Source organism: Cupriavidus sp. YR651 (assembly GCF_900101625.1).
In the GTDB taxonomy this organism is placed as follows: Bacteria; Pseudomonadota; Gammaproteobacteria; order Burkholderiales; family Burkholderiaceae; genus Cupriavidus.
This window is the reverse complement of the sequence record NZ_FMYZ01000004.1, coordinates 61,571-76,193: the sequence shown is the minus strand read 5'-3', so window position 1 is coordinate 76,193 and position 14,623 is coordinate 61,571. Positions and strand designations below refer to the sequence as shown.

The 14,623-nt window shown below is 64.3% G+C and carries 15 protein-coding genes; 9 read left to right on the top strand and 6 right to left on the bottom strand.

Annotated elements, in window-relative coordinates:
• Position 1: 1 nt before the first annotated feature.
• Genes fahA through BLR29_RS12970 form a run of 3 tightly spaced genes read right to left on the bottom strand, consistent with a single transcriptional unit; the run spans position 2 to position 3,313 of the window.
• Positions 2–1,321 carry a fumarylacetoacetase gene (gene fahA, locus BLR29_RS12980; RefSeq protein ID WP_092137400.1) on the bottom strand — a complete coding sequence of 440 codons (1,320 nt, stop codon included), beginning with the start codon at positions 1,319–1,321 and terminating at the stop codon, positions 2–4.
• Positions 1,311–2,546, bottom strand: a complete 1,236-nt coding sequence (locus BLR29_RS12975) for a CaiB/BaiF CoA transferase family protein (protein WP_092137399.1) — start codon at positions 2,544–2,546, stop codon at positions 1,311–1,313. The genes fahA and BLR29_RS12975 overlap by 11 nt, the downstream gene beginning before the upstream one ends.
• A gap of 2 nt (positions 2,547–2,548) precedes the next feature.
• Entirely contained in the window at positions 2,549–3,313 is a 765-nt protein-coding gene (locus tag BLR29_RS12970) for an enoyl-CoA hydratase/isomerase family protein (protein WP_092137398.1), read from the bottom strand.
• 282 nt (positions 3,314–3,595) lie between these two features.
• On the opposite strand from BLR29_RS12970, the gene BLR29_RS12965 reads away from it, so the two are divergent.
• Both BLR29_RS12965 and BLR29_RS12960 read left to right on the top strand, forming a co-directional pair.
• Entirely contained in the window at positions 3,596–4,282 is a 687-nt protein-coding gene (locus tag BLR29_RS12965) for a TetR/AcrR family transcriptional regulator (RefSeq protein WP_255371222.1), read from the top strand.
• 105 nt (positions 4,283–4,387) lie between these two features.
• Positions 4,388–5,389: a tripartite tricarboxylate transporter substrate binding protein gene (locus BLR29_RS12960; protein ID WP_092137396.1), complete on the top strand. Its 1,002-nt coding sequence runs from the start codon at positions 4,388–4,390 to the stop codon at positions 5,387–5,389.
• Between the two features lie 72 nt (positions 5,390–5,461).
• Here the strand turns inward: BLR29_RS12960 and BLR29_RS12955 are convergent, their stop codons facing one another.
• From BLR29_RS12955 to BLR29_RS12945, 3 genes are read right to left on the bottom strand one after another with little or no spacing between them, the layout of a single operon-like run.
• Positions 5,462–6,742, bottom strand: coding sequence for a DUF3734 domain-containing protein (locus BLR29_RS12955; RefSeq protein ID WP_092137395.1), 1,281 nt, complete (start codon positions 6,740–6,742; stop codon positions 5,462–5,464).
• A 13-nt stretch (positions 6,743–6,755) separates the two neighbouring features.
• Positions 6,756–7,538 carry a 3-hydroxybutyrate dehydrogenase gene (locus BLR29_RS12950; protein ID WP_092137394.1) on the bottom strand — a complete coding sequence of 261 codons (783 nt, stop codon included), beginning with the start codon at positions 7,536–7,538 and terminating at the stop codon, positions 6,756–6,758.
• A gap of 19 nt (positions 7,539–7,557) precedes the next feature.
• Complete coding sequence (locus BLR29_RS12945) at positions 7,558–8,337, bottom strand: acetoacetate decarboxylase (protein WP_092137393.1); 780 nt, start codon at positions 8,335–8,337, stop codon at positions 7,558–7,560.
• Positions 8,338–9,132: 795 nt separating this feature from the next.
• On the opposite strand from BLR29_RS12945, the gene BLR29_RS32845 reads away from it, so the two are divergent.
• The 7 genes from BLR29_RS32845 to BLR29_RS32425 form a co-directional block, all read left to right on the top strand.
• Positions 9,133–9,261 carry a hypothetical protein gene (locus tag BLR29_RS32845; protein WP_255371221.1) on the top strand — a complete coding sequence of 43 codons (129 nt, stop codon included), beginning with the start codon at positions 9,133–9,135 and terminating at the stop codon, positions 9,259–9,261.
• Positions 9,262–9,354: 93 nt separating this feature from the next.
• Positions 9,355–10,218 carry a branched-chain amino acid ABC transporter permease gene (locus BLR29_RS12940; protein ID WP_092137392.1) on the top strand — a complete coding sequence of 288 codons (864 nt, stop codon included), beginning with the start codon at positions 9,355–9,357 and terminating at the stop codon, positions 10,216–10,218.
• A gap of 126 nt (positions 10,219–10,344) precedes the next feature.
• On the top strand, positions 10,345–11,373 hold the full coding sequence (locus BLR29_RS12935; protein ID WP_092137391.1) for a branched-chain amino acid ABC transporter permease: 1,029 nt from the start codon (positions 10,345–10,347) through the stop codon (positions 11,371–11,373).
• A complete protein-coding gene (locus BLR29_RS12930; RefSeq protein WP_092137390.1) occupies positions 11,366–12,130 on the top strand; it encodes an ABC transporter ATP-binding protein in 765 nt (254 codons plus the stop codon). The genes BLR29_RS12935 and BLR29_RS12930 overlap by 8 nt, the downstream gene beginning before the upstream one ends.
• Entirely contained in the window at positions 12,117–12,824 is a 708-nt protein-coding gene (locus BLR29_RS12925) for an ABC transporter ATP-binding protein (RefSeq protein WP_092137389.1), read from the top strand. The genes BLR29_RS12930 and BLR29_RS12925 overlap by 14 nt, the downstream gene beginning before the upstream one ends.
• A gap of 54 nt (positions 12,825–12,878) precedes the next feature.
• On the top strand, positions 12,879–14,051 hold the full coding sequence (locus BLR29_RS12920; RefSeq protein ID WP_092137388.1) for an ABC transporter substrate-binding protein: 1,173 nt from the start codon (positions 12,879–12,881) through the stop codon (positions 14,049–14,051).
• A gap of 257 nt (positions 14,052–14,308) precedes the next feature.
• A partial coding sequence (locus BLR29_RS32425) for a hypothetical protein (RefSeq protein ID WP_176860940.1) occupies positions 14,309–14,623 on the top strand: 315 nt, incomplete at its 3' end.

Here is a 14,623-nt window from a genome sequence, read left to right as displayed (position 1 = left end):
CTCATGCCCATTCAGCGGGAATGACTTCCCCACGGTTCTCGCCGAAGCCAATGCGCGCATAGCCGGGCCGCTCGCACCAGCCCGTCATCACCACCACATCGCCGTCCTCGAGAAAAGAGCGCGTCTCGCCGGAATCCAGCTGCACCGGCGATTGCCCGGCACGGGTGAGCTCGATGAGCGCGCCTGCCTCGGCCGGCGTCGGGCCGGAAATCGTGCCGCTGCCCAGCAGGTCGCCGCTGCGCAGATTGCAGCCACCGACGGTGTGGTGCGCGACCATCTGCCCGACCGTCCAGTACTGGTGGCGAAAGCTCGTGCGCGAGAGCCGTGTCGGCGGAATGCCGCCGCGCCGGTGGGCAGCCGTCTCGACCGCAACTTCCAGCTGGATATCAATCGCGCCCTGCTCGAAGGTCGAGGGTGACACCAGGTAAGGCAGCGGTTGCGGATCAGCCGGCGGCCGGCTCCAGCCCGCACGGAACGGTGCCAGTGCGTCCATCGTGACAATCCACGGGGAGATCGTCGTAGCGAAATTCTTCGCCTGGAACGGCCCCAGCGGCGTCGATTCCCAGGACTGGATGTCTCGCGCCGACCAGTCGTTCAGGATGCAGAGGCCGAACACATGCTCTTCCGCCTTGCCGACCGGAATGCGCGTGCCCTGCTCGTTTCCGACACCGATGAAGATTCCCAGCTCCAGTTCGTAGTCGAGCCGGGCGGACGCTCCCAGTTCGGGCTGGCTCTGTCCGGCCGGCACGCGCTGGCCGACGGGCCGCCGGACTCTCTGGCCGGAGAGCCCGATGCTCGACGCGCGGCCGTGATACGCGACCGGCATCCACTGGAAGTTGGGCGAAAGCGAACCATCCGGGCGCAGCAGCTTGACAATGTTGCGGGCGTGATCGATCGAGGTGTAGAAATCCGTGTAGTCCCCGATCTGCGCGGGCACGCCATACTCGGCCTCAGCCTGCGGCACCAGCGCCGTCTTGAGCAAGTCGCTTCCAACCTTGTTGCGCGCATCGAAGCCATCAAACAGCGCGTGGCGCAGCGCCCGCCACGCGCCCGGCCCCATGGCGAAGAAATCATTGAGCGTCGGCTGTGCGCACGCGCGCGCAGCCTGTTCGGCGAGACCCGTCAGCGCGCCGGTTCGCACCATCGCCGCGAGATCGATGACCTGGTCACCCAGCGCCACGCCACCACGGAAGGCTTCCTCACTACCTGCACGTCGAAACACGGCAAACGGCAAGTTCTGCAGCGGGAACGGCGTACCGCCCTGATTTGCCGATTCGAGCCAGCTGCGGGTGGCAACGTCGTGCGTGTGATCAAGCTTCATCGAACTCTCCGCGCAGACTCTTTCGGCTCAGCAGGATGCGTCGTTTGCGCAGCGACTGGATCGTGTCAGGGTCGATCTCGCGCTCCGTCAGCAGTTCGATGTTGTGCTCGCCCTGAAAAGCAGGAACGCCTGGAGCTGGCAACGTTGCCGTACTGAATCGCCACGGGGGGCCAGGCATCCGCATCGTCCCGCCGATGCGGTCGTCGATTTCCACGATGGCCCCCCAGTGCTCCGCCCACTCCGACTCCGCGAGTTCGCTCGTGGTGCGCACCACGCCGATGGCAAGGCCCTGCTCGCTGACCTGGGCCTGCAGTTCGTCGAGGTCGTTGAAGGTGAGGATCCACGCCCTGACTTCCGCAAGCAGCGCATCCAGGTTCTGCCTGCGCAGCGGCGCACTGGCAAAGCGCGGGTCCGACAGCAGGTCTGTCCGGCGCATCATCGAGCAATAGCGGATGAACATCAGCGAGTAGATCGGGCTGGCGGCGATCGTCACCTGGCGCCCGTCCGGCAGCTGGAAGATGTGGGACTCGGGCGCGCTCAGCGCGGGCGGCTCGCCTTGCGTGTCGACCCCCGAGAGCTGCGCACCCGCGCGCTCGTTGACGGCCAGCATGGTGGCCGCCATCGATACGTCGACATGCTGGCCTTCACCGGTCCTGTGTCGGTGCTGCAATGCCGAAAGCACGGCAATCACGCCGTGCAGCCCGGTATAGACATCCGCGTGGCTGCAGGCATCGTTGCGCAACGCGTCGCCGTCGAAACCGTAGTGCTCGCGCAGGATATCGGTGAGACCGGTTTCGGCCTGCACGGTCGGCGCGAATGCGGGGCGATTCTTCCACGGACCCGTTTGTCCGTACCCGCTCATCGACACATAGATGACGGCCGGATTGAACTCGCGCACCTGCTCATACCCAAGGCCGAAACGGGCGAGCGTTCCGGGCCGGAAGTTCTCGACGATGATATCGGCTTCGCGGCACATGTCGATCACGATCTCGCGGGCCTCGGGCCAGTTCAGGTCAAGACTCAGATTCCGCTTGCCCGCATTCTGCTGCGCGTAGTACACGGACATCGTACCGATGTGCGGTACGCCGCCGCGCCCGGTGTCGCCGCCGGGCGGCTCGATCTTGGTCACGTCAGCGCCCAGGTCGCGCAATGTCTTCGTGCAGAGGGGACCGGCAAGCACCCGCGTGAAGTCGATGACTTTCAGTCCTTCCAGTGGAGCGCCCATGATCAGTTCCCCTCGAATACTGCAGAGCCCGGACCGGACTTCGCGAAAGACTCAAGGCCGCGCTTCTGGTCGGCGCTTGCCCACATCATGTTGTTCATTTCGGTCTGGTGGGCATCCGCGCCAGCAATGCCGCTGCGCGCCGAATGGTTGGCGAGCTGCTTGATACCCCGGAGCGCCACGGTGGGGCCGGCCGCCAACTGACGCGCCCACGACATGGACACCGCAGGCAAATCGGCTTCGGCGGTGACAAGGTTGATCATGCCCCAGCGCTCAAGCACCGCTGGATCGTGCCGGCGACCGAACATGGCCAGTTCCTTGGCGCGTGCCGGCCCCACTCGCTGCACGACGCGCTGGACGCCGCCCAGCAGCGGCAGCAGACCGAGGGATGCCTCGGCCATGCCGAAAAATGCCGTTTCGGCGGCGACGATCATGTCGCAGGTCAGCGCGAGTTCGACACCACCGCCGAGTGCGCCCCCATGGACCGCGGCCACGGTGGGAATCGGCACGTTCTCCAGTGCGTCGAGCAAAGCCTCGAAGGCAGGCTGTTCGCGTCGGCGCCCGCCACCGGCAAAACCGGCCACATCCGCGCCGGCGCAGAAGTGGCGCATGCCGCTGCGTAGCAGTATCGCGCGGCAGCCCTGCTCTACTGCGTTGTTGTAAGCACCCAGGAGATCCTTCAGGAAGTTGTCCTCGATCAGGTTGTGCGGCGGCTTCGCCATCGTGACGACGCCAACGGCGCCGTCCTTTTCAAACGTGACAGTGCTCATTTTCTTGTCCTGCGTGGAAGGCCGGATGGAGCCGGCGGTTGTTCATGATCGATTTCACGACGCCGTCGCACACGCGGGTCGGTGTCATGACGATGTATATTAACGCTGTTAACATAGATCGCCATGAGGGTATTCCCGGGGGATCGTGGGAAGCCGCGAGTGAACGTCTTGCCTGTTCCCGCCCCGGTCCCGCATCAAGGCCGTCGCGCAGGTGGATCTTGTGCTTCGCCGAGTGCGGCCGCCTATAATCTGCAACTCCGGCCGAACTCAACTCTTGACATCGTGACTGCCAAATCTCCCGCCCCTGCCGCAGCGCCTTACCACCACGGAAACCTCCGCAATGCGCTTGTTGCCGAGGGGCGTCGTGCGCTTGAGGAGATCGGCGCGAAGGAATTGAGCCTTCGATTCCTGGCGCGTGCCGTCGGCGTTTCCGAGGCCGCGCCATCCCGGCATTTCGCCGGCAAGGAAGGACTCCTCGCCGCCATTGCAGCCGACGGATTTCGCGAACTGGCTGCCTTGCGTCTGGAGATCCTGGCGGCAGCTGATACCCCCATGTCCACGGCGTACCGCATGATGCGAACCTATGTCGAGTTCGCCAAACGCCATAAGGGATTGTTCAACCTGATGGTCGGGCCGCGCCTGGTTGCGCGTGACTCGTACCCTGAACTGACCGAGCAGAACACGCGATCCTTCAGCCTCTTCGCGTCGTCCATCGAGAAGATTGCGTCGGAAAACGGTTGGCCAAAGCGATCTCTCACGCTGGTTACCCACGCTGCCTGGAGCATGGAACACGGGCTCGCCACATTGATTCTGTCCGACCGCGTGCCAAGGTCAGACCTTCCGATCCGGGTTGAACAGATGATCGAGTTCTCCATCGAACTGTTCCTGTCCTCCGTGGTGAGCGGCCCCGATCACCTCAAGAAGATCGTCGATCAACTTCCTGCTTCACGGAAGCACATTTCAGCTTAGAGGCGCACACCGCGGACTGCTCGCAACACGCGGCTCAAATATTTTTTGGCATTTCAAGTTAACATTGCTAACATGGTCGCATACCAATGACAAGGAGACACGACCATGACCGCTCAATGGACTCGGCGACGACTGCTGCAAGCTGCGATCGGATCGGCGCCAGCCCTCTGGTATCCATCCATCCTCCGGGCCGAGTCCCGGTATCCCGGCAAGCCAGTCGTGATCAAGGTTGCCTTTCCGGCTGGGGGGCCTGCGGATGCTTCGATTCGGGCGGCGGCAGTCGTATTGCAGAAGGACCTCGGGCAAAACGTCCTTGCGGACAACCTGCCGGGAGCGAGTGGCTCCATCTGTGCCATGAACGTACTTCGGAGTCAGAGCGATGGCTACACGCTTCTGGGTACGACGGGCATCGACTTCATTGTTGCGCCGCTCACTGTGGCAACCGCCAAATATCGTCCCGACACCTTCAAGCTTCTTGGCCTGACCGGAATGTCGGATTTCATCCTTGTTTCCAACCCATCCCTGTCATTCAGGAATGTCGACGAAGTCATTGCGTATGCGAAGAACCCGGCGAATCGCAAGCTATCCATTGCGCACTGGGGCCCCGGCTCGGCACCTCATCTGGTCGCCGCGGACTTTCAGGCGCGGGCAGGAATTCAGCTTCTCGAGGTACCTTACAAGGGCGCGGCACCAGTCACCAATGACATTGCCGGTGCGCAAGTCGACCTGACTTTCATGCCCATGGGCGGCCCCACATTCGGGATGATCAAGACCAATCGGTTCAAGCCGATTGGCGTGGCAAGCAAACGGCGCAATCCGTCCTTGCCTGATGTGCCGGCCATCGCCGAAAGTCGACTACTCCAGGATTTCGAGCATAGCCAATGGGCTGCGGTGCTCGCGCCGCCGGATACCCCCGAACCATTGATCACTCGCCTCAACCAGGCAATGAATGCGTGGATAGTCAGCCCCGAGAATCGCACGCGTGTGGAAACCAACCTCCAAAGGACCCTTGAGCCGATGACGGTGGCTCAAGCCCAGTCTTTCCTGAAAAGCGAGCATACGAAGTTCACGCGTATTGCGCAGAACCTCAAGATCGGCCCCCAGTAGCAGGTCATGGGAAGTGCCTTCACGGCGGATCGGGGATGTGGCAAGCCAACATCCCCGCCCAAGCAGCCCGTGTCACACAGTGGTTGGTTCCGCAGGGAGGTTGTCGATGATGTTCATCGCGGACGTGCCCGCCGCCGTGTCGAGTGGACCGGAGCCCGTCAGCGCCGGGGCGTCGATGCGATGCACATCGTGCGTCACGAAGCCGACGTCGTGGCTTGGAATCGCCAGGCACTCGGGGCGGGCGAGCGAGTCACGGATATCGTCCAGCCCGCTCGTCCAGTGCTCGCTCATGGTGTCGGTGCTGAACTCGAAGTCCTTGTAGTGACCCTCGAAGAATTTGTTCCGGTAGATCAGGTGCACGACGTTGACGGCGCTGCCATCCGCAATGTGCTGCGCCTCACGCATCAGCGGATGCGTTTCGCGGACGGACTTCGGCACGTGCTCCAGCAGTTCCTTGATCAGCCGCGCATGCTTCTGGCGGCCTTCCATGAACGCGGTGATGGCGCGGGTCCGGCTTGAGTACTGGATGTCCTTGGTCCGCTCGGAGACGTCGAGGAAGTTGCCCGGCAGCGCCCCACTCGCGCTCCACAGGTCCACCTGGAAGATGAGCGTGTCCTTGTGCTGGGATTCGCGCACGATCTCGGTAAGCGGGGTGTTGGAGACGAGTCCGCCGTCCCAGTAGAACTCGCCATCGATCTCGACGGCCGGGAAGCCCGGCGGCAACGCGCCCGATGCCATGAAGTGCTCCGGCTCGAGGCGCATTTTCGTATTGTCGAAGTACACGAGGTTGCCGGTCCGCACATTGACCGCGCCGACGGAGACGCGCATGTCGCCATCGTTGATGCGATCGAAATCGGCGTACTTCAGCAGCGTCGCGCGCAGTGCGCTGGTGTCGTAGAAGCTCACCTGGCTCGGGCCGCCGCCCTGGCTGCCGATGCCATGCAGCGGGGAACGCGGCAGGAAGAAGCCCTGCTGGCCCTCCATCAGCGCGCGGCCGGCAGCCCACATGCTCGACCACTTGCGCGCGACGTCCTGGAATCCGAATGCCGCCGGCAGCCAGGCACCGGCCTTGCCGATGACGTCCGGCGGAAGGCTGATGGTCTCCCAGAATCCGCGTAGCGCTTCCACGCGATCATCGGGAGCATTGCCGGCGATGATCGCCGTGTTCAAAGCGCCGATCGAAATACCTGATACCCACGTAGGATGGATCCCCGCCTGGGCCAGCCCTTCATAGACGCCAGCCTGATAGGAGCCGAGCGCACCGCCTCCCTGAAGAACGAGGCCGACCTCGTCATAGGGCGGCAGTACCAGCGGTTCGGCTTGATGAGACGTGTTGCGTTGACTGCGGCGCACTAGGCTCCTCCTCTTATTGCATGAACCAGCCGTGGCTGACGACGATCGACTGCCCCGTCAGCGCGGCCGATTCGAAGCCAGCCAGGAACGACACCGTGCGCGCCACATCGGCAACCGTCGTGAACTCGCCATCGACCGTTTCCTTGAGCATGACGTTGCTGACCACCTCGGCTTCGGAAATGCCGAGCGCCTTGGCCTGCTCGGGAATCTGCTTGTCGACCAGCGGGGTACGGACGAAGCCGGGGCACACCACATTGGCACGGACGCCGCGCGGGCCGCCTTCCTTGGCCACGACGCGCGCCAGACCAAGAAGCCCGTGCTTGGCCGTGACGTAGGCCGACTTCAGCTTCGAAGCCTCGTGCGAGTGAACGGAACCCATGTAGATGATCGCCCCGCCCTTGCCCGACGCGTACATGTGCCGGATCGCCGCACGCGTGGTCAGGAACGCGCCATCGAGATGGATAGCCAGCATCTTCTTCCAGTCCGCGAAGGCGTAGTCCTCGATCGGATTGACGATCTGGATGCCCGCGTTCGAGACCAGTACGTCCAGCCCGCCCAGCGTTGCCACGGCTTCATCGATGCCCGCGTTGACGGCGTCTTCGCTTGTGACATCCATCGCCACGGCAATCGCCTTGCCGCCATCGGCGACGATCGACTCGGCTACCTTCCGGGCGGCCTCGAGATTCAGATCGGCGATGACAACCGCCGCGCCCTCACTCGCCAGCTGGCGCGCGCATTGTTCTCCGATACCACTGGCGGCGCCGGTAACAAGCGCGACTTTTCCTTGCAATGACATGGTTGCTCCTTGCGTTGGGTTATTGGTTGACGACCAGCTTCGGCGCTTCGGCCGGCGCGAGGTAGTCAAAAGCGACTTCGCCGATATCGAGCGTGAGGTCTGCAATGAGATGCTTCGCGCCCACTACACGGCGCACCGGCAGGTCGGCAACGGGTGCCAGCGCATGCGCATGCAGTTCCAGCGCGCCGGGGCCTTGCCACGCGCCGTGCACGGTCACATCGCGCAGGTGAAAGCGAACCAGTTCGCAGATGCGCGCCGAACCGTCGACGTGCGGGATGACCTTCAGCAGGTAGTTGGGGGTATCGGCGAGCGCCTTCTGCTCCGATGCCAGATCGAGCGGGCGGAACTTGAAGCCCATCGTGCCGGTGGCAATGCGCTGCGAGCCATAGTCGAGCGTCCCGAGCAGCGTATCGTGTCCGTCGATCGACAGGCGCGGCGAGCCCAGCTTCTTGGGAAACCCCCAGATCTCGCGGCCACCGGCGATGGGGCCCTCGTCATCGAGATACATCGCGTGTGTGTAGCTGCCCTTGCGCCCCTCCGCATCGACGACGGGGATCACCTGGCCGCTTTCGGTGTAGTTGCCGAAGCCGGACGAGTCCGGCATGCGAATGAATTCGTAGTGAACCAGGTTGCCGTCAGGCGTCAGCGGCTCGGGCACCACCGCACGTAACGCGTCCGGATCGGTTTCATAGGAGACGATGAAGTACTCACGCTGCAGGAAGCGGAATGGCGGACGCGGATATGACGGGCTATGTACCGGCATGGCAAAGGCGTTGCGGCGGATATCTTCGATTTTCACTGTGCGTTCCCTTGTGCGACGAGAACCCTCCGATCGCCCGACGCGCCCTTCGGGGACGAGCGAAGCCAGCGCGTGAAGACACTCACACGGCCCGGACGACGCGTCGAGGATGGATTGACCGGCCAGCCGGCCGGACGGGGGCAGGTAGAGGTGGCGGACAACTGCCACGCAGTGGACGCATCCTAGGGTTTTTCCGGACGCAGCAACACCGGAACAGCGACAAATGTGTGTTTCGTCTTTTGGAAGGAACGAACACAGAATCCAGGGGTCGGCGCTGTTACCGCGCCGAAATGCACAACAGCGCGTCGCGATATACGCCGGGATCGGCCTGGCTCCTCCGCGCGCCTGAACGGCGTTGCCGATGCTGGCAGCGCCAATTGGCAAATCGGCGTCAACGCATCCGCTGGCGCCGGTTTGCTTTTCAAACGCCTCGACAGCCTTTACACCCCATCGGTGTACGGATCGCGTGGCTCCCATGCAGCGAACACATAGGCGTCATACGCGCTGCAAATAGGCGTGAGCCAGTGCGACTTGCACGCTGAAATCAGGGAATACTCGGACGATTCGAGGCCTGGCGCGGCATGCGTATTTCGCTCTACGGAATACTACGCCCGATCGCTTGACGCTGGCCGAAGCGCTATGCAAAAGTCGCCGAAAATGAAAACGAACGATCGTGCGAGAACGCTGGCCCAGATGCCGGCGACATGACACGGCGTCACCGGGCCACGGTCACACCAGGGCACCTGGAGAAAGCGAGGGCGCCGTCATGGCGCCGCAACGCAAGGAGACAGCAATATGCAGGACACCCGTCACGCCGCAGCACGCCGTATCCCTGTGCGACGACCCGACCGCGCGGCCATCGCCCCCATCGCGCCGGACATCGGCGCACTGGCCGCCACACCTCACCGCCAGACCTCCATCTGAGATCGCCGGCGCCGTCCCTCGCGGCGGCGCCCTGTCGCGCCCCGGCCTTGCGCCGGCGCGCACCCTGTTTCGTGAACTGTACGAGGCTTCCCCGTGGCATTGTTCTTCCAACAGTTTCTCAACGGTCTGACGCTCGGCGGCGTGTATAGCCTCGTCGCGCTCGGACTGACGCTGGTCTACGGCATCCTGCACGTACCCAACTTCGCGCACGGCGCCTTCTACATGGCCGGCGCCTATGTGTCGTATTACGCGATGACCGCGCTCGGCCTGAACTACTGGCTGGCCATGCTGTGCGCGGCGGCGGTGGTCGCCATATTGTCGATGCTGGCCGACCGCCTGGTCTTCCACCCGCTGCGCAACGCCCCCGAGATCCACGACATGATTGCCGCCATCGGCATCCTGCTGTTCCTGGAAGCCGGCGCGCAGGCGCTGTGGGGCGCGGACTTTCACCGCATGCCCACGCCCTACGGCCAGATGGTCGAGCTGTTCGGCCTGACCGCGCCGATGCAGCGCCTCCTGATCATCGTGGCGGCCTTCGGCCTGATGGTCCTGCTGCATCTGTTCCTGACGCGCACCGTCACGGGCTCCACGATCGTCGCGATGGCGCAGAACCGCGAGGGCGCGGCCCTCGTCGGCATCGATGCCACGCGCGTCACGCTGCTGGTGTTCGCCATCTCCGGCGCGCTGGCCGCGATTGCCGCCACGCTCTACGCGCCGATCAACCTGGTCTACCCCAGCATGGGCAACCTGGTCATCACCAAGGCCTTCGTGATCATCATCCTCGGCGGCATGGGCAGCATTCCGGGCGCCATCGTGGGCGGCCTGATCATCGGCATGGCCGAGAGCTTCGGCGGCTTCTACATCTCCACCGACTACAAGGACATCATCGCCTTCCTGCTGCTGGTGATCATCCTGTCGATCCGGCCGCAGGGCCTGTTTGCCGCCAAGGCCGCATAAGAGGTTGTTTCAAGATGAAGCGAAGCGGTCCTGGCTAGACGCGCGGCCGCAGACAGTACAACTAGTACGGCAAGGCCGCGCAACGACGCCAGGATCTTTTTGAAACGACCTCCAAGGAACACTCCCATGAAAGCACTGCTAGGAAAGACCGGCTGGATCCTGCTGCTGGCGGCGGCCATCGCGTTTCCGCTGGTCGTGCCCAACAGCTACTTCCTGACCGTGATGACGCTGGCGTTCATCTACGCCATCGCCACGCTCGGGCTGAACCTGCTGACCGGCTACACCGGCCAGCTCAATCTGGCGCATGGCGGCTTCATGGCCATCGGCGCCTACACGCTCGGCATCCTCACCGTCGATCACCAGGTCCCCTTCTGGCTCGCCTTCGCGCTGTCCGGCGTGATCTGCATGGCCTTTGGCTACGTGGTCGGCGTGGTGTCGCTGCGGCTGAAGGGCCATTACTTCTCGATCTTCACGATGTGCGTGGGCTACATCATCTATCTGCTGATCGAAAAGTGGGAAGCCCTCACGCACGGCACGGTCGGCCTGATCGGCATTCCCGTGCCGGCGTCGATCGGCCCCGTTGCCTTCGACAGCGTGCAGGCCCAGTACTACCTGGTGCTGTTCTTCCTTGCCGCGGGCACCTTCGTCATGCATCGCATCGTCAGTTCGTTGCTGGGCCGCGGCTTCATGGCGGTGCGCAACAGCGACGCGCTGGCCGAGGCGCTGGGCATCAACCTGATGCGCACCAAGGTGCTGTCGTTCGTGCTGTCGGTGGGCTATGCCGGCCTTGCCGGCGCGCTCTATGCCGGGCAGGTGCGCTTCCTGGGCCCGGACATCGCACGCACGGATGTCACGTTCGACATGGTGATGGCGATGCTGGTCGGCGGCACGGGCACGCTGCTCGGCCCGCTGCTCGGCGCCGTGCTGGTGCCCTGGGTCACCCAGTCGCTGCAGTTCCTGCAGGACTACCGGATGCTGGTGTTCGGTCCGGTGCTGATCCTGCTGATCATCTTCTTCCCGGACGGCATCGTCGGCTCCTTCCTCAGGAAGCAGGCCCGCCGCGCCGCCGCAGCACGTCGCGGCCAGCTGGCCGCCGCCCGCCCGGTGCAGGCGCCGTCCGTCCCGACCACCCGCCCCGGAGCCGAGAATGCTTGAGATCCGCAACCTGACCAGGAAGTTTGGTGGCCTGACCGCGGTGAACGATGTCTCCGTGACGTTCGAAGCCGGCCACATCAACGCGATCATCGGCCCCAACGGCGCCGGCAAGACCACGTTCTTCAACCTGATCGCCGGCACGCACGCGCCGACGTCGGGCCAGATCCTGTTCAAGGGCCAGGACGTGGCCGGCCTGCGCGCCGACCAGATCGCGCGGCTGGGCGTGGCGCGCACCTTCCAGGCCACCGCGCTGTTCGACCGCGCCACGGTGCTGGACAACCTGATCGTCGGCCATCGCCTGCGCACGCAGTCCGGTCTCGCCGACGTGCTGTTCAACACGCGCCGCCTGCGCGAGGAAGAACGCCTGTGCCGGGACAAGGCGGAGGCCGCGCTCGACTTCGTCGGCCTCTCGCACCTGGCGCATGAGATCGCCGCCGATATCACGCAGGAGGCGCGCAAGCGCGTGGCGTTTGCACTGGCGCTGGCCACCGACCCGGAACTACTGCTGCTCGACGAACCCGCCGGCGGCGTGAACCCCGAGGAGACGGTGGGCCTGGCCGAGCTGATCCGCAAGATGGTCCGCCACGGCAAGACGGTCTGCCTGATCGAACACAAGATGGACATGATCATGCGGCTGGCCGACAAGATCATGGTGCTCAACTACGGCGAGAAGATCGCCGAAGGCACGCCCGCGCAGGTGCAGCAGGACGCGCGCGTCATCGAGGCCTACCTGGGAGCCGACCATGTTGCAGCTTGAACGCGTCTCGCTGTCGTACGGCAGCTTCCGCGCCCTGGACAATGTCTCGCTGCACGCCAAGGCGGGCGAGCTCGTGGTGCTGCTCGGCGCCAACGGGGCCGGCAAGAGTTCGATCTTCCTGGCGATGAGCGGCATCCATCGCACGAGCGGCGGCAGCATGCGCTTCGACGGCCGCGAGCTGTCCGGCATGAAGCCATCGCAGATCGTGCAGGCCGGCCTGGTGCACTGCCCCGAGGGCCGCAAGCTGTTCCCGGCCATGACCGTGCAGAAGAACCTGACGCTCGGCGCCTACGTGCACCGGCGCGATGCGGCTGGCATCCGCGGCACGCTGGAAGAGGTCTACGAGATGTTCCCGATCCTGCGCCAGAAGAAGGATGATCCTGCCGGATCGCTCTCGGGCGGCCAGCAGCAGATGGTGGCGCTGGGCCGCGCGCTGATGGGGCGCCCGCGCGCGCTGCTGCTCGACGAACCGTCACTGGGGCTGGCGCCGCTGGTGGTCAAGCAAATGTTCGAGGTGATCCAGCGCATCAACCGCGCGGGCACCACGGTGCTGCTGGCCGAACAGAACGCCTACGCCGCGCTGGGCATCGCGCATCGCGCATATGTGATCGAGGGCGGCCGGATTGTGATGGAAGGCGACCGTGATTCGCTGCTCAGGGACGAGGGCATTCGCAAGGCATACATCGGCGGCTGATTGCCGCCACCCGGTGACGGACAAGCGCAGTACATACCCATAAGGAGACAGCAAATGCAGCACAAGACGATCCGTCGTTTCTTCCCGCTGGCCGCGTGTGCCGTGGCCGCGCTGGTGGCGTCGGCACCGGCGCTGGCCCAGGAAGTAGTCAAGATTGGCTACACCGGTCCGCTGTCCGGCGGCGCCGCGCTGTACGGCAAGAACGTGCTGTCCGGCATCCAGATGGCCGTGGACGAAATCAACGCCTCGGGCCTGGATGTCAACGGCAAGAAGGTCAAGCTGGAAGTGGTGGCGCTGGACGACAAGTACGCGCCTGCCGAGGCCGCGATCAACGCGCGCCGCCTGGTCCAGCAACACAAGACTCCGGCGGTGTTCGTGCCGCACTCTGGCGGCATCTTCGCGCTGCAGGCCTTCAACGAGCAGGAGAAGTTCCTGGTCATGGCGTACTCCAGCGTGCCGCGCATCACCGATGCCGGCAACAAGCTCACGATCCGCATTCCGCCGGCCTACACCGGCTACATCGACCCGTTCATCAAGGCGCAGATGAAGCGGTACGGCAAGAACGTGGCGCTGGTGCCGGCCGATCACGACTACGCCAAGGCCTGGGTGCAGGCCTTCGTGCCCGCATGGGAGAGCGCGGGCGGCAAGGTGGTGGGCAACAACCCGATGTCGTACACCAAGGCCACGGACTTCTACACGGGCGTGTCACGCGCCATCGCCGACAAACCCGACGTGATGTTCGTCGGCGGCCCGTCCGAGCCCACAGCGTTGGTGGTCAAGCAGGCCCGCGAGCTGGGCTTCAAGGGCGGCTTCATCGTGATGGACCAGGCGAAGATGGATGAAATGGCGAAGGTGACCAACGGTCTGGCCATGCTGGAAGGCTCGATCGGCGTGATGCCGCTGGTCAACGACACGCGTCCGGCTGCGCAGGCCTACAACACCCGTTACAAGAAGACCCATGACGGCCGCGATGCCACCACGGAGATGTCGCTGAACTACACCATGACCTGGGCGCTGGCCAACGCGATGAAGCTGGCGGGCACCACGACCGACGCCGCGGCGATCCGCGCCAGGATTCCGGACGCGGTCAAGGCGCTGCCGAAGGATGTGAACCCGAACGAGGTGGAAGGCATCGACGCCAAGGGCGGTTCCGTGGCGGATACCGTGGTCGGCTGGGTGCAGAACGGCAAGATCGCGCCGGTACGGTTGTCGGAACTGGGCAAGTAAGCAGCACGTAATCATGTCGGGCGGGTCGGCAGGGCAAGCAAGCTGTGCTGCCCGGCCCCCGCCCGGCATCGGCAGGCTCCTACGGAGGGAGAAGAGAAGGGGCAGTACCAACTGGCGACACAGCCAGTGCAGCAATAGCGTGAAAACGTAAGTGGAGAGAAAACGAAGGGCGCCCGGAGTCATCCGGGCGCCCTTTGTCCTTTCCTGCTTACTGCTTTCCTACATTTTTTCTGCTTTCCTGCCTGCCCGTTCCTGCATTGCCCCCTATTGGTACATGGCACCAGCCAGCCGCCGCACTAGTTGTTGGCCTGCATGCGTCCCTGCCGGTCGTTGGCCTGCTGGCCACGCTGCTGTTGCTGCTGTTGCTGCTGTTGCTGCTGTTGCTGCTGCTGCTGCCGCTGGCGATCCTGCTGCTGGCGTTGCTGTTCCTGCATGTGACGCTGCTGCTCCTGCGCCTGCCGCTGCTGTTCGGCCTGTTGGTGCTGCATGGCCTGCTGACGCTGCTGTTCCTGCGCCTGCCGTTGCTGCTCGAACTGCTGCTGACGCTGCGCCGCTTGCCGCTGCTGATCCAT